The 21,556-nt window shown below is 71.6% G+C and carries 20 protein-coding genes; 7 read left to right on the top strand and 13 right to left on the bottom strand.

Annotated elements, in window-relative coordinates; genetic code table 11:
- From MK786_RS16225 to nusA, 3 genes are all read right to left on the bottom strand, one after another.
- On the bottom strand, positions 1–370 hold a 370-nt coding region (locus MK786_RS16225; RefSeq protein ID WP_374200501.1), incomplete at its 3' end, for a translation initiation factor IF-2 N-terminal domain-containing protein.
- Positions 371–426: 56 nt separating this feature from the next.
- A complete protein-coding gene (locus tag MK786_RS16220; RefSeq protein ID WP_191763210.1) occupies positions 427–699 on the bottom strand; it encodes a YlxR family protein in 273 nt (90 codons plus the stop codon).
- 32 nt (positions 700–731) lie between these two features.
- Positions 732–1,721, bottom strand: a complete 990-nt coding sequence (nusA, locus tag MK786_RS16215) for a transcription termination factor NusA (protein WP_241113271.1) — start codon at positions 1,719–1,721, stop codon at positions 732–734.
- A gap of 174 nt (positions 1,722–1,895) precedes the next feature.
- Between nusA and MK786_RS16210 the strand changes: the two genes are divergently transcribed.
- Positions 1,896–2,717 (top strand): DUF1206 domain-containing protein, encoded by an 822-nt coding sequence (locus MK786_RS16210; protein ID WP_241113270.1) that lies wholly within the window; start codon positions 1,896–1,898, stop codon positions 2,715–2,717.
- Between the two features lie 67 nt (positions 2,718–2,784).
- The gene (locus tag MK786_RS16205) at positions 2,785–3,309 is read left to right on the top strand and encodes a pyridoxamine 5'-phosphate oxidase family protein (RefSeq protein WP_241113269.1); all 525 of its coding nucleotides are present in this window, start codon (positions 2,785–2,787) and stop codon (positions 3,307–3,309) included.
- A 39-nt stretch (positions 3,310–3,348) separates the two neighbouring features.
- On the opposite strand, the gene MK786_RS16200 is transcribed toward MK786_RS16205, so the two are convergent.
- The 4 genes from MK786_RS16200 to MK786_RS16185 form a co-directional block, all read right to left on the bottom strand.
- Positions 3,349–4,407: a TIGR00730 family Rossman fold protein gene (locus MK786_RS16200; protein WP_241113268.1), complete on the bottom strand. Its 1,059-nt coding sequence runs from the start codon at positions 4,405–4,407 to the stop codon at positions 3,349–3,351.
- Between the two features lie 44 nt (positions 4,408–4,451).
- A complete protein-coding gene (locus tag MK786_RS16195) occupies positions 4,452–6,251 on the bottom strand; it encodes a proline--tRNA ligase (protein ID WP_241113267.1) in 1,800 nt (599 codons plus the stop codon).
- Between the two features lie 167 nt (positions 6,252–6,418).
- On the bottom strand, positions 6,419–7,609 hold the full coding sequence (locus MK786_RS16190) for a benzoate/H(+) symporter BenE family transporter (protein ID WP_241113266.1): 1,191 nt from the start codon (positions 7,607–7,609) through the stop codon (positions 6,419–6,421).
- Positions 7,606–8,436 (bottom strand): phosphotransferase, encoded by an 831-nt coding sequence (locus MK786_RS16185; protein ID WP_241113265.1) that lies wholly within the window; start codon positions 8,434–8,436, stop codon positions 7,606–7,608. The genes MK786_RS16190 and MK786_RS16185 overlap by 4 nt, the downstream gene beginning before the upstream one ends.
- A 35-nt stretch (positions 8,437–8,471) precedes the next feature.
- On the opposite strand from MK786_RS16185, the gene pcp reads away from it, so the two are divergent.
- The gene (gene pcp / locus MK786_RS16180; protein ID WP_241113264.1) at positions 8,472–9,107 is read left to right on the top strand and encodes a pyroglutamyl-peptidase I; all 636 of its coding nucleotides are present in this window, start codon (positions 8,472–8,474) and stop codon (positions 9,105–9,107) included.
- A 46-nt stretch (positions 9,108–9,153) separates the two neighbouring features.
- Here pcp and ispG read toward each other — a convergent pair whose 3' ends face one another.
- Positions 9,154–10,305 carry a flavodoxin-dependent (E)-4-hydroxy-3-methylbut-2-enyl-diphosphate synthase gene (gene ispG / locus MK786_RS16175; protein ID WP_241113263.1) on the bottom strand — a complete coding sequence of 384 codons (1,152 nt, stop codon included), beginning with the start codon at positions 10,303–10,305 and terminating at the stop codon, positions 9,154–9,156.
- 251 nt (positions 10,306–10,556) lie between these two features.
- On the opposite strand from ispG, the gene MK786_RS16170 reads away from it, so the two are divergent.
- Complete coding sequence (locus MK786_RS16170) at positions 10,557–12,509, top strand: anthranilate synthase family protein (RefSeq protein WP_241113262.1); 1,953 nt, start codon at positions 10,557–10,559, stop codon at positions 12,507–12,509.
- Positions 12,510–12,575: 66 nt separating this feature from the next.
- Here the strand turns inward: MK786_RS16170 and MK786_RS16165 are convergent, their stop codons facing one another.
- From MK786_RS16165 to MK786_RS16155, 3 genes are all read right to left on the bottom strand, one after another.
- On the bottom strand, positions 12,576–13,826 hold the full coding sequence (locus tag MK786_RS16165; RefSeq protein WP_241113261.1) for an RNA polymerase sigma factor: 1,251 nt from the start codon (positions 13,824–13,826) through the stop codon (positions 12,576–12,578).
- Complete coding sequence (locus MK786_RS16160) at positions 13,823–14,191, bottom strand: YciI family protein (RefSeq protein ID WP_241113260.1); 369 nt, start codon at positions 14,189–14,191, stop codon at positions 13,823–13,825. Before MK786_RS16160 ends, MK786_RS16165 begins: the two co-directional genes overlap by 4 nt.
- 83 nt (positions 14,192–14,274) lie before the next feature.
- Complete coding sequence (locus tag MK786_RS16155) at positions 14,275–15,621, bottom strand: RIP metalloprotease (RefSeq protein WP_241113259.1); 1,347 nt, start codon at positions 15,619–15,621, stop codon at positions 14,275–14,277.
- Between the two features lie 82 nt (positions 15,622–15,703).
- Between MK786_RS16155 and MK786_RS16150 the strand changes: the two genes are divergently transcribed.
- The 3 genes from MK786_RS16150 to MK786_RS16140 all read left to right on the top strand — a co-directional run bounded on the left by MK786_RS16150 (position 15,704) and on the right by MK786_RS16140 (position 19,086).
- Positions 15,704–16,285: a hypothetical protein gene (locus MK786_RS16150; protein ID WP_241113258.1), complete on the top strand. Its 582-nt coding sequence runs from the start codon at positions 15,704–15,706 to the stop codon at positions 16,283–16,285.
- 104 nt (positions 16,286–16,389) lie between these two features.
- A complete protein-coding gene (locus MK786_RS16145) occupies positions 16,390–17,172 on the top strand; it encodes a YcnI family protein (RefSeq protein WP_241113257.1) in 783 nt (260 codons plus the stop codon).
- A 249-nt stretch (positions 17,173–17,421) separates the two neighbouring features.
- Positions 17,422–19,086 (top strand): Mur ligase family protein, encoded by a 1,665-nt coding sequence (locus MK786_RS16140; RefSeq protein WP_241113256.1) that lies wholly within the window; start codon positions 17,422–17,424, stop codon positions 19,084–19,086.
- Positions 19,087–19,430: 344 nt separating this feature from the next.
- Here the strand turns inward: MK786_RS16140 and dxr are convergent, their stop codons facing one another.
- On the bottom strand, positions 19,431–20,519 hold the full coding sequence (gene dxr / locus MK786_RS16135) for a 1-deoxy-D-xylulose-5-phosphate reductoisomerase (protein ID WP_241113255.1): 1,089 nt from the start codon (positions 20,517–20,519) through the stop codon (positions 19,431–19,433).
- Between the two features lie 21 nt (positions 20,520–20,540).
- Positions 20,541–21,503 carry an FKBP-type peptidyl-prolyl cis-trans isomerase gene (locus tag MK786_RS16130; protein WP_241113254.1) on the bottom strand — a complete coding sequence of 321 codons (963 nt, stop codon included), beginning with the start codon at positions 21,501–21,503 and terminating at the stop codon, positions 20,541–20,543.
- Positions 21,504–21,556 lie beyond the last annotated feature (53 nt).

Raw genomic sequence — 21,556 nt, 5'->3', positions numbered from 1 at the left:
GAGCCGCAGCCTCGGGGGCGGCCGCAGCCGGAGCCTCGGGCGCAGGCGTCTGGGCAGCCGGAGCCGGAGCCGGAGCGGGCGCTGCGGGCGCCTTTGCTGCGGGAGCAGCCGGGGCGGCCGGGGCCGCCGGGCGCGCGGGGCCGGGACGACCGGCCGGGCGCGTCGGAGCGGCCGGCTTCGCGTCAGCAGCCGGCTTGGCCGCGCCGTCCGCCTCGAGGGCGGCGCGCAGCTTGCGGGCCACGGGGGGTTCGATGGTGGACGAGGGGCTCTTCACGAACTCGCCGAGCTCCTTGAGCTTCGCAAGTGCGACCTTGCTGTCGACGCCGAGTTCGGAGGCGATCTCGTGCACGCGTGGTTTGGCGTTTGCCACAATTCTCCTGTCTGGGGTCTACCCAGACAGGGCAGACCGTTAGTCGCGGACGGGACTCATTTCGAGCCGTTCACTTTGTTTCCATAGCCGTTCAGCCGTTTCTCGATGGTCTGCGTGTCAAGCGGGCCTGACACACGCAATGCCCGCACGAAGGCGCGTCGCCGGAGTGCGGCATCCACGCATTCGTTCGTCGGATGCACCCACGCGCCTCGTCCCGGCATCACCGCACGCTCGTCGGGGACGAGGACGGAATCGATGGAGACCACCCTGAGGAGGGCGGACCGGGGAGCACGCGTGCGGCAACCGACGCACGTTCGTACAGGCTCCATGTTACACCTCGGGGCTGGGAGCGCCGTCCGCGTCAGCCCTCTTCGAGGATCGAGTCGGGCTGGATGTCGATCTTCGCGCCGGTCAGCTTGGCGGCGAGACGGGCGTTCTGGCCCTCCTTGCCGATCGCCAGCGACAGCTGGTAGTCGGGGACCAGCGCGCGCACGGCCTTGTTCGAGGCGTCGAGGATGAAGCTCGAGGTGACCTTCGCCGGAGACAGCGCGTTGGCGACGAACTTCGCGAGCTCGGGGTCGTAATCGACGATGTCGATCTTCTCGCCGCCCAGCTCTTCGGTCACCGCGCGGACACGGCGACCGAGCTCGCCGATGCAGGCGCCCTTGGCGTTGATGGTCGGGTCATTGGCCTTCACGGCGATCTTGCTGCGGTGCCCGGCCTCCCGCGCGAGCGAGACGATCTCGACGAGTCCGGCGGCGATCTCGGGCACCTCGAGGGCGAAGAGCTTGCGGACCAGGCCCGGGTGCGTGCGCGACACGGTGATCTGCGGTCCCTTGGTGCCCTTCGACACCGATGTCACGTACACCCGCAGGCGCGAGCCGTGCGGGTACTCCTCCCCCGCGACCTGCTCCTCGGGCGGAAGGATGGCCTCGACCGTGCCGAGGTCGACGTGCACCATGCGCGGGTTGGGGCCCTGCTGCACGACGCCGGCGACGATGTCGCCCTCCTTGCCGCGGAACTCGCCCAGGACGGCGTCGTCGGCGATGTCACGCAGGCGCTGCGAGATGACCTGCTTGGCGGCGAATGCCGCGATGCGGCCGAAGTCCTCGGGGGTGCTCTCCTCCTCGCCGATGACCGCGCCCTCGTCGTCGAGCAGCGGCACGAAGACGGCGACGTGGCCGGTCTTGCGGTCGAGCTCGGCGCGGGCCCCCTCGGGGAGTTCGCCGGTGGGCGACGTGTGCTTGGCGTAGGCGGTCAGGATGGCCTGCTCGATGATCCGGACGAGTTCGTCGAAGGGGATCTCCTTCTCACGCTCGACAGTCCGCAGCAATCCGAGATCGATGTCCACTCTGGGCCTCCGTATTCAGCTCTCACCGACGCATCCAGCCGCCGGAACCCTCTTACGTTACCGGATGCCGCGGCCGGCGGCGCTGGGAGGATGCTGGCGACCCGCCCACCAGCATGAACCGCGGTGCGCGCGCAAGCCCGTTCTGCTTCCGACCCGCCGCAATATGCTGACCGCATGTCGGCCCCCTCTGCGAAGGCCGCCGCGCGACAAGCCGAGGCGAGCCCCGTCTTCGAGCTGTTCGCGCGCGCCGGCTACGTGGCGAACGGCATCGTCCACATCCTGCTGGGCGTGCTCGTGCTGGTCATCGCGTTCGGCGGCGAGGCGGAGGGCGATCAGGCGGGCGTGCTGAAGGCCGTGGCGGCCGCGCCGCTCGGTTTCGTCCTGCTGTGGCTCATCGCTGCCGCGCTGTGGGCGCTCGGCCTCTGGCACGCCGCCGAGGGCCTGCTCGCGCGTGACCTGTCGGGCGATGCCAAGGGTGCCGCGAAGAAGTGGGGACGGCGGACCTCCGAGTGGGGCCAGGCCGTCGTCTTCATCGGCCTCGGCGTGATCGCGGCCGCCGTCGCCCTGGGCGCCCGGCCGAACGCCGAGGAGGCGGCCGAGGAAGCGAGCCGCGGCCTGATCGACATCCCGGGCGGACCGATCGTGCTGTCGCTCATCGGCCTCGGGTTCGCGGCCGCGGGCGTCGCCTTCGTCGCCATGGGCATCCTGCGCAGCTTCCACAACCGGATGGACATCCCCGACACCGCCGTCGGCCGGGGTGTCACAGGCCTCGGCATCGTGGGGTTCATCGCCAAGGGCGTCGCGCTGGCGATCGTCGGGGTGCTGCTGCTCGTGGCGGCGCTGAGCACGGATGCCGAGACCGCCGGCGGGATCGACGGGGCGGTCCAGGCGATGCTCGCCCTGGTGCTGGGGCCGCTGATCGCGGGTGTCGTCGGTGCGGGATTCATCGCCTACGGGGTCTTCACCGTGGCACGAGCCCGCTTCGCCCGGATGTGAGTCTGGCCGCGGCATCCGATCTGTCAATCCCCTGTCTCCGGATCGCCGGCTCGGGAAGTGTCGAATCATGACTGACACGACACAACCCACCGAAGTCACCGGCACGGAGGCCATCGCCCGCGTGAAGGAGCTCGTCGAGGACATCGACTTCACGATGCTCACGACGCTGGATGCCGCAGGAAACCTCGTCAGCCGTCCGATGAGCACGCGCCGGATGGACGACGCGGGAGACATCTGGTTCTTCACGCTCGACGACACCAAGAAGGTCGCCGAGGCCGAGGCCGACCCCGGGCACGACGTCGGCCTCGCGTACATCGACGCCAAGGGGCACCGCTACGTCTCGGTGGCCGGCCGCGCGACCGTCGTGCACGACCGCGCGAAGATGGAGGAGCTCTACTCCCCCAGTCTCGACATCTGGTTCGAGGACGGACTCGACACCCCGGGGATCGCGCTGCTGCGCGTGACCCCGAAGGAATGCGAGTTCTGGGAGCCCCGCCACGGCAAGCTGGTCGTGGCCGCGGGCATGCTCAAGGCTCTCGTGACGCGAGACACGCCCGACGACATGATGCGCCACGGCACGGTCAGCTGCTGACGCGGCGCCGTGCCGCGCGCGTGATGGGGTCGGTCGGTCTCACGCCGCCCGCGCCGGGCCCTTCGGTGCGCTGTCCAGGGCGTTGACCGCCCGGATCAGGCGGTGGAGCGACCCGACCTTGAACTGGTCGAGACGCAGCACGAGCCGGGGCAGGTCGGCGCGGGCCTCATCGTCGGCCTCCGCCGGCAGCGGCTCGCTGCGTTCGATGCGCCCCGACAGCAGCAGGGAGCCGAAGCGCTCGCTGAGCTCGTCCACCTCGGCATCGGTGGGAGCGGCCTTGAGCCGCAGCACGAGCCGGTCGCCCACCCAGCGCAGCGAGTCGTAGTTGCGCCAGAATCCCGTGATCTCCTGCGCGGCGGCCTCCACGGAGTCCGTGATGAGCAGCCGGTCGAAGTCGCCGGGCGAGATCAGTCCCGAGCCGGCCAGCTGCTCGTCGACGAACCGCTCGAGGCCGTGCCAGAACGTGCCGCCGGGCTTGTCGAGGAGCACGATCGGCGTCGGCTCGGCCTTGCCGGTCTGCTGCAGCGTGAGCAGCTCGAACAGCTCGTCGAGCGTGCCGAAGCCACCGGGCACGCACACGAACCCATGCGATTCCTTGACGAGCATGAGCTTGCGCGTGAAGAAGTACTTCATCGCCACGTTGCGGGAGTTCTCGGCGATGACCGCGTTCGGGCGGTCCTCGAACGGCAGCCGGATCGAGACGCCGAGCGAGCGGTGCGCGCCAGCGCCCTCGGCCGCCGCCTGCATGATGCCCGGCCCGGCACCCGTCACGACGAGCCAGCCGCTCTCGGCGAGCGCCTCCGCGACGCTCGCCGCCGCGCGGTACACCGGGTCGTCGGGTCGCGTGCGCGCGGAACCGAAAATCGTCACCTTCGGCACGCCGTCGTAGGGGGCGAAGTGCTCGAACGCGGCGCGCATCTCACCCAGCGCCGCCGTCGTGATCTTCAAATCGAGCCGGTCCGCACGGTCGAGGCCGAGGCCGACGCCGGTCACGAGGATGCGCGCGATGAGGTCGACGTTCTCGGTGATCCCGGCGTCCGCGATCAGCGCGCGGATGTCATCGGTCACCTCAGGGGGCACGGCGGAAGGGTCGGGCATGCGTCCAGCGTGGCATGCTGCGGCCTCCCGAGGGCGGGGCTCGCCTAGTTCGCCCGGAGACGCTCCACGACCTCGGCGACCGAGACGGCGTCGCGATCGCCGGTGCGGCGGTCCCACAACTCGAGCTGACCCTCGGCGGCGCCGCGCCCCACGACGACGACCTTCGGGACGCCGATGAGCTCGGCATCGCCGAATTTCACTCCGGGAGAGACCTTGATGCGGTCGTCGTAGAGGACGTCGAGACCGGATGCCTCGAGGTCGGCCGACAGCTTCTCGGCGACCTCGAACGCCACGGTCTCGCGGCCGGCGGCGACGACGTGCACGTCGAACGGCGCGACGGACGCCGGCCACTGCAGGCCCTTCTCGTCGTGGTTGAGCTCGGCGAGGTTCGCGAGGATGCGCGTCACGCCGATGCCGTACGAGCCCATCGTCACCGTGACGAGCTTGCCGTTCTCGTCGAGCACCTTGAGGCCCAGCGTCTCGGCGAAGAAGCGCCCGAGCTGGAAGACGTGGCCGATCTCCATGCCGCGCGCCAGCTCGACCGGTCCCGAGCCGTCGGGCGCCGGGTCGCCGGCGCGCACGTCGGCGACCTCGACGAAACCGTCGCCCGTGAAGTCTCGGCCGGCGATGAGCGTGTGCACGTGCTTCTCATCGATGTTGGCGCCGGTCATCCACGCGGTGCCGTCGACCACTCGGGGATCCAGCAGATAGCGGATGCCGGTCGCCGACTCCTCGCCGAGGAGCGGACCGGTCTCGGACCACGGGCCGATGTAGCCCTTGACGAGGAGCGGGTGCCTCTCGAAGTCCTCGGGCGTGGCCGCCTCGACGGCGGCGGGCGCGAAGGCGACTTCGGCGCGCTTGTCGTCGACGTCCCGGTCGCCCGGGATCCCGACGATGACGAGCTCGCGCGTACCGTCGAGGTGCGTCAGGGCGAGCACGACGTTCTTCAGCGTGTGCGCCGCAGTCCACGTGGTGGCGCCGTCGGTCGCCGGGCCGGCGATCCCGGGCGCGGGAGCCTCGAGATGGGCGTTGGCGTGGTCGACCAGCGTCTGGATCGTCGGGGTGTTCGGCGAGTCGAAGATGACCGGCGCGCCGAGCCCGTCGAACGGCAGCGCGTCGGGCACGACGGTCGTGAAGGCCTCGACATTGGCCGCATAGCCGCCGGCCGACCGCACGAAGGTGTCTTCACCGACGGGCGTCGGGTGCAGGAACTCCTCGCTGCGCGCACCGCCCATGAGACCGTTGTCGGCGGCGACGATGACGTATTCGAGACCGAGGCGAGTGAAGATGCGCTCGTAAGCGTCGCGCTGCGACTGGTACGAGGCATCCTGCCCCTCATCGGTGTAGTCGAACGAGTACGCGTCCTTCATGGTGAACTCGCGGCCGCGCAGCAGGCCGGCGCGCGGGCGCGCCTCGTCGCGGTACTTGTCCTGGATCTGGTAGATCGTCAGCGGCAGATCCTTGTACGACGAGTACAGGTCCTTCACGAGGAGGGTGAACATCTCCTCGTGGGTCGGCGCGAGCAGGTAGTCCGCGCCGCGGCGGTCGTGGAGGCGGAAGATGCCGTCGCCGTACGAGGTCCAGCGGCCCGACTGCTCGTAGGGCTCCCGCGGCAGCAGCGCCGGGAAGTGCACCTCGTACGCGCCCGCCTCGGTCATCTCGTCGCGGATGATCTTCTCGATCTTCGCCTTGACCCTCAGGCCCAGTGGCAGCCACGTGAAGATGCCCGGTGCGGCACGGCGGATGTAGCCGGCGCGCACGAGCAGTCGGTGACTTGCGACCTCGGCGTCAGCCGGGTCTTCGCGGAGCGTGCGGAGGAAGTACTGCGAGAGACGTGTGACCACGAGCGACAAGTCTAGAGCGGTGGGATGCCGCGCCCGCCGCCGCTGCCCGGTGAGCGTCACCCGGGACCTCCGTCGCAGAACCGGAGATCATCGGCGACACGCCGGCGCGGGCGACCTCGTCACAGCGTGTCTGCCACGATCTCCGATTCTGCGCACTGCGTGCGGCGTCAGCCGAAGCGCCGGCGCCCGAGATGGAGCACCGTACGCACGAGCAGCCCCCCGACGAGCGCCCAGAACGCGGCGCTCACGCCCAGGAGGGAGACGCCCGACGCGGCGACGAGGAAGGTCACCACCGCAGGCATCCGCTCGCCCGGGTCGTCGATCGCCTGCTGCACGGCCGATCCGAAGGCGGCGAACAGCGCGAGCCCGGCGACGGCGGGGATCACGGCTTCCGGAGCGAGCAGCACGAGCGCCGCGAACGCCGCCGATGCCGCGCCGAGCACGAGGCTCGAGCCGCCCGCCGAGATCGCGGCCACCCAGCGGCGCTTCGGGTCGGGATCGGCCTCAGGAGCCGCGGCGAGCGCGGCGCTGATCGCGGCGAGGTTGATCGCGTGCCCGCCGAGCGGGGCGCCGGCGACCGTGCCGATCCCGGTGACGAGCATCGCCGGCCGCCACGGCACGCGATAGCCGAAGCTGCGCATGATGGCCACGCCCGGCACGTTCTGCGACGCCATCGTGACGATGTAGAGCGGGATCGCGATGCTCACGAGCGCGCCGACCGTGAACGTCGGCATCGTCAACTCGATCCGCGGAATGAGCAGTGCCGGGTCGACCGATGCCCCCTCGGCAGCGAGCGACACCCCCACCACGACCGCCGCGGCGACGAACGCCAGCGGCACCGCCCATCGCGGGGCCAGCCGCGCGAAGACGAGCCAGGTGAGCACGACCGGCACGACGCCCCACGGATTGACGACGATCCCGGTGATCGGCGCGAGACACAGCGGCAGCAGCACCCCGGCGAGCATCGCCTGAGCGATCGACGGCGGGATGCGGGCGATCAGGCGCCCCAGCATCGGCCAGAGTCCGGTGAGTACGACGAGCGCACCGACCACGAGGAACGCGCCCACGGCGGCGGGCCATCCGCCTTCGACCGCCCCGGTGGCCGCGAGCAGGGCGGCGCCGGGCGTCGACCAGGCGACGGTGATCGGCATCCGGTATCGCCACGCGAGCACCAGCGAGCCGAGACCCATCGTGACGCACACCGCGAGCAGGCCGCTCGCCGCCTGCTCCGGGGTGGCGCCGACCGCGCGGAGGCCGGTGAGGACGATGACGAAGGCGCTCGTGAACCCGACCAGCGCCGTCACGACACCGGCGGTGATGGGTCGCGACAGCGGTTCGCCGGGTAGGACCGCGCTCACTCCAGGGCCTCGCGGATCATGCGGTGACCCTGCTCCTCGAACTGCTCGTCGCCCACCTGGTGCGCCCACGCGGCGGTCGCGATCGCCTCGCGCAGCCGCACCAGCCGCCAGTGCTCCGGCGTGCGCGGATCGTCGCCGTACCCCTCGAAGAACGCGCGCTCGAGGTCGGGGTCTGCCCGCCACTCCTGTGCGGCGAGCCGCGCGAAGTCAGTGGCCGCCGCACGCAGCGCGAACCGGCCGAGGTCGATCACCCGCACGACGCCCTCGTCAATGAGCCAGTTCCGCGGCTGCCAGTCGCCGTGCGTCGGCACGGCAGGAGGGGGATCGACGGATGCTGCGCCCAGCGCGTCTCGCAGCCGCCGCACGGTCGCCGGCGAGATGCGGTGCGGCGCGTCCAGCCACCTGAGGGCCGAGCGCATCGCCGCGTCTTCCGCCAGGTCGCCGTCCACCGACGCCTCGTCGTGCAGCTGGCGAAGCAGCTCGCCGGCCTGCCGGTGCACGTCGGGGTCGAGAGCGGCCGGCGTCGAGCCCGCGAGCACGCCGGGCAGGTAGTCGACGACCAGGATGCGCAGTGCGGCATCGGCGAAGCGCAGCCGCGCGGCCCGGCCCTCGGCGACCCACACGTCGGTCGCGCCGTCGTGCGCCTGCAGCTCGCGCAGGATGTGATGGTTCGCCGTGCCTCCGGCCTTCACCACGTACTCGCCGCCCGCGGTGCGGATCCGCAGCACCACTGTGTCGGTCTGCCCCCAGCTGAGGTCCGCCGCGATCTCGAAGCCCGGCAGCCACGATGCCAGCGCCGCAGTCTGATCCGGGGTGAGCGCGGGCACCGCCCGAGTCTATAAGTGCCGCCTACCCTGGTCAGGTGACGACGATCCTCCTGACCGGCTTCGAGCCCTTCGGCGGTGACGCCGTCAACCCCTCCGGAGAGGCGGTCGGGATCGTCGCGGCGGGGTGGAACGGGCCCGAGACCCTCGTCACCGCCGTCCTGCCCGTGACGTTCGACGGCGCGGCCGCACGCCTCACGGAGCTCATGGCCGAGCACTCCCCCGACATCGTCGTCGCGACCGGCCTCGCGGGCGACCGCGCCGCGATCTCCGTCGAGCGTGTCGCGGTCAACCTGCGCGACGCGCGCATCGCCGACAACGCCGGCGCGCAGCCGGTCGACGAGCCGAGTGTGCCCGAGGCCCCTTCCGCCTACTTCGCGACGCTGCCCGTCAAGGCCATCGCGCGCGACATCGCGGCAGCCGGCATCCCCTCATCCGTGTCGCATTCTGCGGGCACCTTCGTGTGCAACCACGTCTTCTTCACGGCGCTGCACGAGTCGGTGCTGCGCGGTGCACGCGCCGGGTTCGTGCACGTGCCGTGGGCGGCCGAGCATCGGTCGACGGATGCCGCGTCCCTCCCGCTCGCCGATATCGCACGCGCGCTCGAGATCGCGGTGCGCACAAGCGCCACCGTCACCGACGACCTCGCGGTGAGCGCCGGCACTCTCTCCTAGACGAGCGGACTCCGGGTCGCTCAGACAGGCGGACGACTCAGCGTCGTCAGCTCGTGACGACCTGGGCCGTGCCCACCGGGGCGCTCGGACCCATCTCGTGGGCGATGCGGTTCGCCTCTTCGATGAGCGTCGCGACGATGTCTGCCTCGGGCACGGTCTTGATGACCTGGCCCTTGACGAAGATCTGGCCCTTGCCGTTGCCCGATGCGACGCCGAGGTCTGCCTCGCGCGCTTCACCCGGACCGTTCACGACGCATCCCATGACGGCGACGCGCAGCGGCACCGTCATGTCCTTGAGGCCCTCGGTGACGTTGTCGGCGAGGGTGTAGACGTCGACCTGCGCTCGACCGCACGACGGGCACGACACGATCTCGAGCTTGCGCTCGCGCAGGTTCAGCGACTGGAGGATCTGGTGGCCGACCTTCACCTCTTCGGCCGGGGGCGCCGACAGCGACACGCGGATCGTGTCGCCGATGCCCTCGGAGAGGAGGATGCCGAACGCCGTGGCGCTCTTGATCGTGCCCTGGAAGGCAGGCCCGGCCTCGGTGACGCCGAGATGCAGCGGCCAGTCGCCCTGCTCGGCGAGCATGCGATAGGCCTTCACCATCACGACCGGGTCGTTGTGCTTGACCGAGATCTTGAAGTCGTGGAAGTCGTGCTCCTCGAAGAGCGACGCCTCCCAGACGGCGCTCTCGACGAGTGCTTCGGCCGTCGCCTTGCCGTGCTTCTCCAGGAGGCGCTTGTCGAGCGAGCCCGCGTTGACGCCGATCCGCAGTGAGACGCCGGCGGCCTTCGCCGCGGCGGCGATCTGGCCGACGTTGCCGTCGAACTGGCGGATATTGCCGGGGTTCACGCGCACCGCGCCGCAGCCCGCGTCGATCGCGGTGTAGATGTAGCGGGGCTGGAAGTGGATGTCGGCGATAACCGGGATCTGGCTCTTCATCGCGATGATCTTGAGCGCGTCCGCGTCGTCCTGGTGAGGAACGGCGACGCGCACGATCTCGCAGCCCGAGGCCGTGAGCTCGGCGATCTGCTGGAGTGTCGCATTGATGTTGGTGGTCTGCGTCGTCGTCATCGACTGGACGCTGACGGGCGCGTTGCCACCGACGAGCACCTTGCCCACGCTGATCTGCCGGGTCTTGCGACGAGGGGCGAGGACTTCGGGGACCTTGGGCATCCCGAGATTCACTGCTGGCACGCTCCCAGCCTACGCGGGGTCGCCTCCCCTGGGGCTGGTCGTCGCCTGAGCGTTGCCGTGGCGCCGCGCGCCTGCTAGGGCGTGCGTCACGGGGCGGAGGCGTCGCACGCCCCTGTGGTAGGTTCGGCCCATGTCCGCGACCCGCACCTGGTGGCTCACCGCATAAGGCGGTGGGTTCGCGCGACCACAGACCGCCCTCGAGGCGGTCTTCTTTTTCGTAGGGCGACCGCCCCCACGACGAAGGACCGATCATGACCGGGCCCGCCCACCTCTCCGTCCCCGAGCTGGCCGCTCGCGGCATCCCGTTCGCCCTCATCGCCCGTGACGGCGCCACCGTCGAACTCCTGACCGGAGACGTGGTCGACGTCGCGCTGCTCGCCGACATCCCGCTGCTCGATGCGACCGGCGCGGCGCGGGAAGTGCTCGCGCTCGTGCCGTTCCGCCAGGTGGTCGAGCGCGGCTTCGAGTGCCACGACGACGGCGCTCCGCTGCGCTGCCTCGTCGTCTCGGAGCGCGTCTCGCTGTCCCGCGACGAGGTGCTCGCGCAGCTGCCGACCGAGGCGGTGCCGCTCGAGGGCGCCGGTTTCGACATCGCCGACGAAGAGTACGCCGACATCGTGCGACGGGTGATCGCCGACGAGATCGGACGCGGCGAGGGGGCGAACTTCGTCATCCGTCGCGACTTCACCGCCCAGGTCGACGTCGAGCCCGCCACCGCCGCGCTCACATGGTTCCGTGCCCTGCTCGAGTACGAGCGCGGTGCGTACTGGACGTTCGCCGTCGTCACGCCCGGCCACGTCGCCGTCGGGGCGAGCCCCGAGGCGCACGTGAGCGCACAGGACGGCGTGGTGACGATGAACCCGATCTCGGGCACCTTCCGCCACCCCGCCGGCGGCGCGACCGCCGAGACGCTCAGCGAGTTCCTCGAGTCGACCAAGGAGACCGAGGAGCTCTTCATGGTCGTCGACGAGGAGCTCAAGATGATGAGCGCGGTCTGCTCCGACGGTGGCCGCATCACCGGACCGCACCTCAAGGAGATGTCGCGCCTCACGCACACCGAGTACGTGCTGCGCGGGCGCAGCCGCCTCGATCCGCGCGACATCCTGCGCGAGACCATGTTCGCCCCGACCGTCACCGGTTCGCCGATGCAGAACGCGTGCACGGTGATCACCCGCCACGAGCGCACGCCGCGCGGCTACTACTCGGGCGTCGCCGCGCTGTTCACCCCCCGCCCGACGGTCGGCGCCGGCGAGCCCACGCACGATCTCGACGCCCCGATCCTGATCCGCACGGCCTATCTCGAAGACGGGCGTCTCCGCGTGCCGGTCGGCGCCACGCTCGTGCGGCACTCCGACCCGTACGGCGAAGTCGGCGAAACCCACGGGAAGGCCGCCGGCGTGCTGGGAGCGATCGGCGCGATCGCCCGCGATCCCGGGCCGCAGCTGAGCCCCGAGGTCCCTGCCGCCGCGGAAGCCGCCGCCATCGACGAAGACGCCCCCGCCGCCGAGCCCAGGCGCCTCGCCGACGACCCCGAGATCGCTTCCCTGCTCGCCTCGCGCAACGGCCGGCTCGCGTCGTTCTGGCTCAACCCTCAGGCGACGGACGAGGCCGGTCCGTTCGCAGGGCGCTCCGCGCTGGTCGTCGATGCCGAGGATCGCTTCACCACGATGCTCGCCCACCAGCTGCGCCACCTCGGACTCGACGCGACCATCGTGCCGTGGAGCGACGTGACGGATGCGCAGATCGACGAGGCCGAGCTCGTGGTGTCCGGCCCCGGCCCCGGCGACCCGCGCGAACCGTCGAGCCCGCGCATGGGCCGGATGCGCGAGGTCGTGCGCCGGCGCCGCGAGGCCGGACGCCCGATCCTCGCGGTGTGCCTGAGCCACCAGATCCTCGCCGACTCGGTGGGCATCGAGCTCGCACCGCTCGCCGCACCGCACCAGGGTCTGCAGAAGACGGTGGACGTGTTCGGGATGCCGGCATCCATCGGCTTCTACAACACCTTCACTGCGCGCGTTCCGGCCGGGGTGACCCAGATCGGCGAGACCGAGGTCGCGGCGGATCCTGCGACGGGCGACGTGTACGCGCTGCGCGGACCCGGGTACGCGTCGGTGCAGGGACACCTCGAGTCCATCCTGTCGCGCGACGGCATGACGACGCTCGAACGCCTGGTGTCGCACGCGCTGTCCGCGCCGCGTCGCTGAGCGGATCGCAGGGCGAGGGATCTCGGTACACGCGCTGCGCGCGCCCGCGCTCGACGACCGGCGGCGTCAGCGTTCGATACGCGATGCCAGCAGGCGGCGCTCCGCCTCGTTCGCGGTGAGCTCCAGCGCGCGCAGGTCCGCGGCGAGCGCGTCGTCGTCGTGACCCAGTTCCCGCAGCAGCGACGCGCGCACCGCGTGCCAGAGGTGCGAACGCGCCAGGGCGTCCTCGAGCGCGTCGACCTCGGCGAGCGCCCGCTCCGGGCCGTCGATGCGGGCCAGCGCGACAGCACGGTTCAGCCGCACGACCGGCGTGCGGTCGTACGCGAGCAGCATGTCGTAGAGCGTCAGCACCTGCAGCCAGTCCGTCGCGGCGGCGGTCGGGGCATCCGCGTGGCACGCTGCGATCGCCGCGTGCAGCTGCCACCGCCCGGGCCGCCGTTGCCGCGCCGCGCGCTCCAGCGCCGCACCCGCCTCGGCGAGCAGGGAGCCGTCCCAGCGCGAGCGATCCTGGTCGGCGAGCAGCACCAGGTCGCCGTCGACGGCCCGCGCCGATTCCCGCGCTCGGTGGAAGAGCAGCAGCGACAGCAGCCCCTGCGCCTCTGGCTCCCGCGGCAGCGCGTGGGCGATGACGCGCGCGAGCCACAGGGCGTCGCCGGCGAGATCGCGGTCGGCCGCGGCATCCCTCCCCGCCACCAGATGAGCCTCGCTGTACATGACCGACACGATCGTGAGCACGATGTCGAGCCGGTCGGCCCGCTCCGTTCCCTCCGGGATGCGCAGCGGGATGCCCGCCGCCCCGATCTTGCGCTTGGCGCGCACGATGCGCTGACCGACCGCGGCATCGGCGCTGAACGTCGCGCGCGCGATCTGCGCCGTCGTCAGGCCGCACACCGCCCGCAGGGTGAGCGCAAGCTGCGCGTCGGGTGAGAGCGCGGGGTGGCAGCATCCGAACAGCAGCGGAAGCCGTTCATCGACCTCCTCCTCCCGGTCCGGCTGGGGCACAGCCGCGCGTGGGAGGAGCGCCAGCTTGTCGCGGAGTCCTCTCTCCCGGCGCAGGCGGTCGAGCGCGTTGTGCCGGGCGGCCTGCGTGAGCCACGCGCCCGGCTTCGGCGGGATGCCGCGGCCCCGCCACTCCCGCAGCGCCTCCTCGACCGCCTCGGCGACAGCCTCCTCGGCGACGTCGAGGCTGCCGAACGACCGCGTCAGAGTGGCGACGAGGCGTCCGGACTCCTCACGAACGACGCGTGCGAGCAGCAGATCGGATGCCGCGTCCCCGCCGCGCGCATCGCGCGGGGTCGCGGCATCCGGAGTGCTCACTGCTCGAACTGGCTGTAGTCGACCACCATCGGGCGCACCTCGACCGCCACACCGGGGAGCGCGAGGGCGGGCCAGGTCCTGGCGATCGCGATGGCCGCGTCGAGGTCGTCGGCGTTGATAACGCTGAACCCGCCGACGACCTCCTTGGCCTCCGAGAACGGCCCGTCCACCACGACGGGCGCGTCCGCGCCGTGCTTGACGGTCGTCGCCGTGTCGGGGGGCTGCAGCTCGGCGCCGGAGTCGTCGATGTGCTCGGCGTGCTCGCCGAACCACTCGTAGATCCGGCCGTAGACCTCCTGCGCGCGCTCGGGCGGAACGGCGGCGTCGAGCTCGGGGGTGCTGGTGAACATCAGGACGTACTTCACGGTCGTGGTCCTTTCGTCAGTGGAACCGTTTCATCCCCACAGCGAATGGACAAGACCGATTTCGACAGGTCCTCGAAGATTTCCTACCCGAACAGCGAGACCGGGTTGACGATGTCGGTCAGGATCAGCACAGCGCCCATCGCGATGAGCGCGACGACCACGATGAACGTGACCGGGACCAGTTTGGTGGCGTCGACCGGCTTGGGCGGCGGGCGGTGGAAGACCTTGGCCCACACGCGCTTGATCCCCTCCCACAGGGCGACCGCGACATGCCCGCCATCGAGCGGCAGGAGCGGGATGAGGTTGAAGACGAACAGCGCGATGTTGACCGCGGCGAGCAGTTCGAGGAAGCCGGCGACGCGGTTCAGCACGGGGGCGTCCGCCGCTGCGACCTCGCCCGAGAGCCGCCCGGCGCCCACGATGCTGAGCGGCCCGTTCGGATCGCGCTCCTCACCGGTGACGAGGGTGGTTCCGGCTTCCCACACCTTGACCGGCATCTGCCAGATGATCCCCGCGACCGCTCCGACGCGCTCGAACGCCATCTGCGGAGCGACCCACACCGGCTCACGCAGGTAGTCGACCTCCTGGCGGATGCCGGCGAGTCCGACCCGTTCGGTCTGCGGCTCGCCGTCCTCGCCGACCACCGGCTGACCTCGGGCGTCGAGCACCGGCTGCTCGACCGCGACGGGGGTCAGCGGCAGGGTCAGGGTCTCGCCGTCGCGCTCGACGGTGATCGAGATCGCCCGCTCGGGCGAGGCCTGGATCAGGGCCGCCGCCTCGGCGAAGGTCGAGATCGGCTCGTCGTCGACCGCCACGATCACGTCGCCGGACCGTATCCCGGCGGCGGCAGCGGGTGCCTGCGGATCGGTGGGCTCGCACTCGGTGCGGGCGGACTCGGACGGGATGACGCAGTCGCTGACGCTCGACACGGTGGTCGTCGCGGTCTGGATGCCGATGCCCGACAGCAGGATCGCGAAGAGCACGATGGCGAACAGCAGGTTCATGACCGGACCGCCGAGCATGATCACGACGCGCTTCCACACGGGCAGCCGGTAGAAGACGCGGTCGTCGTCCTCGCTGAGGAGCGTCTCGTCGTTCGCGGCGCGGGCGTCCTGCACCATGGTGGCGAAGAAGCCGCCACCCGCCTTGCCCGAGCGGTGGCCGGATGCCGCGGCGGAGACCTGCTTCGGCGAGGGCGGGTACATGCCGGCCATCGAGATGTAGCCGCCGAGGGGGATCGCCTTGAGGCCGTACTCGGTCTCGCCGATGCGGCGCGACCACAGCGTGGGACCGAACCCGATCATGTACTGGCCGACGCGCACGCCGAACTTCTTGGCCGGCCACAGGTGACCGAGCTCGTGGAGCGCGATCGACACGGCGAGGCCCACGACCATGAGGACGACGCCGATGACGAATGCGAGTGCTTCCACATCCGACACGGTACCCGCGCCGGCCTTTGAGTTGGCCGTGACCGCCCTCGGTTCTCGCCTAGGCTCGTGCCAGGAGGATCCCGTGACCCCACGCCACGTTCGCGCCCTGCGAGGCGCTGCGGCTGCGTGGATCGCGACGATCATCGCCGCGACCTCCCACACTCTGGCCGGCGGTGGCGCACCCTCCCCCGTGCTCATCGCGGTCCTCGGCGTCCTCGCCTCGCCCGTGGTCATCGCGCTGGTCGGCCGTCGGCTCTCGGTCTGGCGGGTCGGCACCGCCGTCGTGGTGAGTCAGGGTCTGTTCCACACGGCGTTCGCCATGACCGCCGGCGCGGACCCGACCGGACTCCGCGGCCACGTCCACGACGTCCGGCTCGTCGGCGCCACCTCGACGGCCGGTGTTCTGCCCGACGGCGGGATGCTCGTCGGCCACCTCATCGCGGCAGCGGCCACGCTCTTCGTGCTGTATCACGGCGAGCGGATGCTGCGAGCCCTGGGCCGCGGCATCCGCTCACTGCTTCATCGCGCCGGCGTTCCGGCGCTCGTCGCCGCGCCGCTCGTCCGCTCGGCGCCGGCTGTCGTCGTCCTGCGCCGCACCGCGCGCGTGGTGCTCTCCGACGTCTCTCGGCGCGGCCCTCCGTCTTTCGTCATCGCGGCCTCCTGACCGCGGCATCCCACCGGTCCTGCGCCTTACGCGCGTGGACCGCTGTTCCGTGCACCCGCGCGGCGGCGACCGCCTGCCTGCGCCCTTCGACGAAAGACACTCACATGACCACTTACCGCACCCTCCCCGCCCCCGCCGGCCCCGCCCGTCGCGTTCTTCGCATCGCCCTCGGCACCGCCGCTGGGCTCGCCCTCGCCGTCGGCGTGCCGCTGGCCGCCTCGGCGCACGTCCACGTCGACCCCGGCGCGGTGGCGGCCGGCTCGACCGAGACGCTCACGTTCGCGTTCTCGCACGGCTGCGACGGGTCCCCCACGACCGCGCTCGTCGTCGATATCCCCGACGGCGTCGGCAACGCGACGCCCATCGTCGATGGCGGCTGGACCATCACACGCGAGTCGGACGCCGACGGCGTGCCGTCGCAGATCACGTTCGCGAGCGACGCCCCCGTCGAAGACGGCTTCAAGGCGACCGTCGCGATGGACGTGCTGTTCGACGAATCTGCGGCCGGCAGCACGCTCGCGTTCCCGGTGACCCAGGTGTGCGCCGTAGGCGAGACCGCGTGGACCGAGATCGCCGAGGACGGCCAGGACCCGCACGACCTCGACGCTCCGGCACCCCTCGTCGAAGTCGGCGCGGTCGCCGAGGACGACGGGCACGGCCACCCGGGGGCTTCAGACGAGGACGGAACGGCCGACGGCTCGGCTCACGGCTCGGCGAGTGACGGCTCGGCAGCCTCCGGTGAGGGGCACGCAGACGGCGAGGCGAGCGCCGCCCCCGCGGCCGACCCTCTGGCGCGCTGGCTCGCGGCGGGCGGACTCGTCGCCGGCATCGCGGCGCTGGTCGTGGTGCTCGTGCGCGGGCGCGCCCGCACATCCGGGGACGGCTGACCTCACCCGCTGCGTGTTGCCCGGCACGGCGCGCCGGGGCCCTCGGCCGCGCCGTGCCGCATGCACCCTGCCCGCGCTCTCCCGAATCAGGGGATCTGGTGAAATCAGGACGATTCCGCGCGAAACGTCCTGCGTACGCCGGATCCCCTGATCTCGACGACCGGCGACCGGCGACGGACGGGGAGTGCGGTGCCGGGGCTGTGGACGGGCGTGGGGTTCGCGCCCTCCGGATGAGAGGATGGAGGCGCCATGCCGACCGACGCGCCTTCGAACCTTCCCCCCGTCCTCCGACCGGACGCGCCACCCGTTCACACCCTCGACGAACTGGCCGCACGCTTCGGCCTCGAGGTTCGCGGTGAGACGGCCGGGGTGACGCTGACGGGCGTGACGCTCGCGACCGCGGACCTCCGCCCCGGCGACGTGTTCGTCGCGGTGCGAGGCGTCAACCGCCACGGCGCCGAGTTCACGGCCACCGCCGCCGAGAAGGGCGCCGTCGCCGTCGTGACCGACGCGGACGGTGCCGAGCTGGCCGCGACCAGCGGGCTCCCCGTCGTGCTCGTGGACGACCCGCGCGGGTTCCTCGGCGAGCTGTCGGCGTGGGTGTACAGCACCGGACGCGACGACCACCTGCCGATCCTCTTCGGCACGACCGGCACGAACGGGAAGACGAGCGTCTCGCACCTCCTCGAGGGCATCCTCGGTCAGCTCGGGGCGGTCACGGGCCTCTCCTCGACGGCCGAGCGCCACATCGCGGGGCAGGTGATCGTGTCGCGTCTCACGACTCCCGAGGCGTACGAGATGCACGCGCTCCTGGCGCTCATGCGCGAGCGCGGCGTCGAGGCGGTCGCGGTCGAGGTGAGCGCGCAGGCGCTCAGCCGCCGCCGTGTGGACGGCATCGTGTTCGACGTCGCCGGGTTCACCAACCTCACCCACGACCACCTCGACGACTACGCCGACATGCGCGAGTACTTCGAGGCCAAGCTGCCGCTCTTCCTGCCCGACCGCTCACGTCGCGCTGTCGTGTGCGTCGACTCCGAGCAGGGCGCGGAGGTCGTCGCGCGCAGCCAGGTGCCGACTGTGACGGTGGGCACGCCCGCGTTGGCTTCGGATCCGGATGCCTCGGCCGACGCCGACTGGGTCGTCGAGATCCTCGACGAGCGCCCTGTGGGCACCGAGTTCCGCCTCACGGCCCGTGACGGTCGCACCCTGACCACCCTCGTCCCGGTGATCGGCCGGCACATGGCCGCGAACGCCGGCCTCGCGATCGTGATGATCCTCGAGGGCGGGTACCCATGGGACCGCCTCGTCGAGACACTCGACGGCCAACGCATCGAGGCGTATCTTCCCGGGCGCACCGAGCTGGTCTCGGGCGAGATGGGCCCCGCCGTGTACGTCGACTTCGGGCACTCCCCCGACGCGTTCGAGAAGACGCTCGCCGCAGTGCGGCGCGTCACTCCGGGCAAGGTCGTGATGCTCTTCGGCGCCGACGGCGACCGCGACGCCACCAAGCGCCACGACATGGGGCGCACCGCCGTTGAAGGCAGCGACATCCTCATCGTCACCGACCACCACCCGCGGCACGAGAACCCCGACTCGATCCGCTCGACGCTGATCGAAGGCGCGCGCCGGGCTCAGCCCGATGCCGAGATCCTCGAGTTCTCGCCGCCCGAGCGGGCGATCCTCGAGGCGGTCGCTCTCGTCGGCGACGGCGACGCGATCCTCTGGGCCGGACCCGGGCACCAGGACTACCGCGACATCCGCGGCGTGCGCACCCCGTACTCCGCGCGCGAGCTCGCTCGTCGCGCTCTGCGCGGCGCCGGATGGCCGGTTCCCGAGCCGCACTGGCCGGTGCCGTATCCCGCCGACGAGACCCCGGCCTCCGACCCCGAGCGCCCCGCCTACCCCGCGTCGTAGCGCCCGCGGTCGAAGAGCGGCGCGCGCCGCTCGCGCGGTGCCTCCCCCTCCCGCCGGTCAGCGGGCGCGAAGCGCCCGGCCGTCCCCCGCCGGTTGAGTAGGCGCGAAGCGCCGTACCGAAGCCCGCGCACCACGACCGATCTCCGCGTACGCGCTGCGCGCGCGCTCGATCAGCCGCTGCTCGTACCGATTGCAGGAGTGACGGGCCTGAGAGCGCGGCGCTCCCGCAGAACAGCGCGAACGCACGGCCGCCGAGGATGGCCCGGTCCTGCGAACGGCACGCCGGGCATCCCCCGCCGGCCGGGGATGCGGCGCACGCATTCGATCAGCGGGAGAGCGAAAGGTCACGCGGCGGCGGTTGCGATCGCGCGATCGGCGGCCTCGCGGGCCCAGCGCTCCGCCTCGGCGAGCGACTCACGCGTGAGCGACTCGGGTGCCTCGTGCTTCTCGACCACGCGCTCGACGGTCTCGACGATGCCGGTGAAGCCGAGTCGCCCCTCGTGGAACGCGTCGACCGCCTGCTCGTTGGCGGCGTTGAACACGGCGGGGAACGTCCCGCCGGCCCGGCCGACCCGCTTCGCCAGCTTCACCGCCGGGAACGCCTCCTCGTCGAGGGGCTCGAACGTCCACGACGTCGCGGTCGTCCAGTCGAGCGGGCGCCCGACCCCGGAGACGCGGTGAGGCCAGTCGAGCCCGAGAGAGATCGGAAGCCGCATGTCCGGCGGCGACGCCTGGGCGATCGTGGAGCCGTCGGAGAACTCGACCATCGAGTGGACGATCGACTGCGGGTGCACGACGACGTCGATCTCGCCGTACGGCACCTGGAACAGAAGGTGCGCCTCGATGACCTCGAGCCCCTTGTTCACCAGCGTCGCCGAGTTCGTCGTGACCACGCGGCCCATGTCCCATGTCGGATGCGCCAGCGCTTCGGCGGGTGTGACACTCGCGAGCGACTCCCTGGAGCGACCGCGGAACGGACCCCCGGACGCGGTGAGCACGAGCCGCCGCACTTCGGCCCGGTCGCCGGAGCGCAGCGCCTGCGCGATCGCGGAGTGCTCCGAGTCGACGGGCACGATCTGACCCGGCTGAGCGATCGCCGTCACGAGATCGCCGCCCACGATCAGCGACTCTTTGTTCGCGAGCGCGAGCGTGCGCCCGCGCTCCAGCGCCGCGAGCGTCGGGCCGAGCCCGACCGACCCCGTGATCCCGTTGAGCACGACGTCGGCCTCGACATCCCGAACCAACTGCTCGGCCTCGTCGGCGCCGAGCGCGATGCGCTCGACCCCGAACTCGTCGGCCTGCGCCTGCAGCACCGCACGATTGGAGCCGGCCGAGAGTCCCACGACCTCGAAGCGTCCAGGGTTGGCCCGGATGACGTCGAGAGCCTGGATGCCGATCGAGCCTGTCGAGCCGAGGACGAGGACGCGCCGCATCCGATCAGCCTACCGAGCGGGCTACTGCGCCGGAGTCTCCGCGGGCTGCACGCCGAGGATGTCGACGACGAACACGAGGGTCTGGCCCTTGAGGTCGGCGTCGTTGATCTCACCCTCGCCGTAGGCGACGGCCGGCGGCAGCACGGCGATGACCTGCGAACCGACGGTCTCTCCGACGACCGCGTCGGTGAAGCCCTGCACGACGCCGCTGCCCGCGGTGAACGAGAACGGCGCACCGCCCCAGCTCTCGTCGAACACCTCGCCGGTGTCCCACGAGACGCCGTGGTACTGCACCAGCACCCCGTCGCCGGCGGCGACCACCTGGCCGTCACCCTCCTTGAGGGTGGCCTTCTCGAACTCGGCAGGCGCGTCGCCCTCGGGCAGCGTCACGGTGGGGGCGCCGTCGTCGGCGAGCTCGACCGTGGGCAGACCCTCGGCCGGATCGACGGGCTCTCCCCAGGCGGCATTCGGGACGACCTCGAGGAGGTCGACGACGTACACCTCGGCGGCGCCCTGCTCGGTGGCCGGGAACGCAGCGACGACCCGGGTTCCCGGCGTTGCGCAGCCGAGCAACTGGCCGAGCGGGTTGTCGCCCGAGATCTGCTGCGGCAGCACGGGCGCGTCGTCGTAGCCGAATGAGCCGAGCTCCTCGCCGGTCTCGGCGCTGAACGCGGTGAGCGCGTAGGTCACGAGGTCGCCGGCCGCCACCGGGTCGCCCTCACCCTCCGAGATGACGGTGCTCTGCAGCTCCTCCACCTCGAGCGGCGCCGAGAAGGTCGCGGTGGACTTCTCACCGACCTCGCCCTCGACGGTGATCGAGTCGCTGGCCGAGCCCGACGGCGCCGCGGCGGCGCAGAGGTCGGCTGCAGCACCGCTGGTACTGGGCGCGGGCGTGGCGTTGGGGTTCGCGCCGCTGGCGCAACCCGCCAGTAGTACCGCGGAGAACGCGGCGACGGACAGGGCGGCGATCGGGCGAATGCGCACGGTGAGACCTCGAGTCGATTGCAGGGGAAGTCCCCATCCTCCCCCATGTTTGC

This window comes from Microbacterium sp. CFH 31415 (assembly GCF_022538185.1).
In the GTDB taxonomy this organism is placed as follows: Bacteria; Actinomycetota; Actinomycetes; order Actinomycetales; family Microbacteriaceae; genus Microbacterium.
Note: the sequence above shows the minus strand (reverse complement) of the source record. Positions and strands in the feature narration are given on the sequence as shown.

Bases quoted from the DNA above. Each gene is read 5' to 3' on its own strand.
- MK786_RS16200 (WP_241113268.1), bottom strand. From the start codon at position 4,407: ATGCCCGACCCTTCCGCCGTGCCCCCTGAGGTGACCGATGACATCCGC.
- MK786_RS16220 (WP_191763210.1), bottom strand. From the start codon at position 699: ATGGAGCCTGTACGAACGTGCGTCGGTTGCCGCACGCGTGCTCCCCGG.
- MK786_RS16170 (WP_241113262.1), top strand. From the start codon at position 10,557: ATGACCGGGCCCGCCCACCTCTCCGTCCCCGAGCTGGCCGCTCGCGGC.
- MK786_RS16140 (WP_241113256.1), top strand. From the start codon at position 17,422: ATGCCGACCGACGCGCCTTCGAACCTTCCCCCCGTCCTCCGACCGGAC.
- MK786_RS16210 (WP_241113270.1), top strand. From the start codon at position 1,896: ATGTCGGCCCCCTCTGCGAAGGCCGCCGCGCGACAAGCCGAGGCGAGC.
- MK786_RS16145 (WP_241113257.1), top strand. From the start codon at position 16,390: ATGACCACTTACCGCACCCTCCCCGCCCCCGCCGGCCCCGCCCGTCGC.
- MK786_RS16205 (WP_241113269.1), top strand. From the start codon at position 2,785: ATGACTGACACGACACAACCCACCGAAGTCACCGGCACGGAGGCCATC.
- dxr (WP_241113255.1), bottom strand. From the start codon at position 20,519: ATGCGGCGCGTCCTCGTCCTCGGCTCGACAGGCTCGATCGGCATCCAG.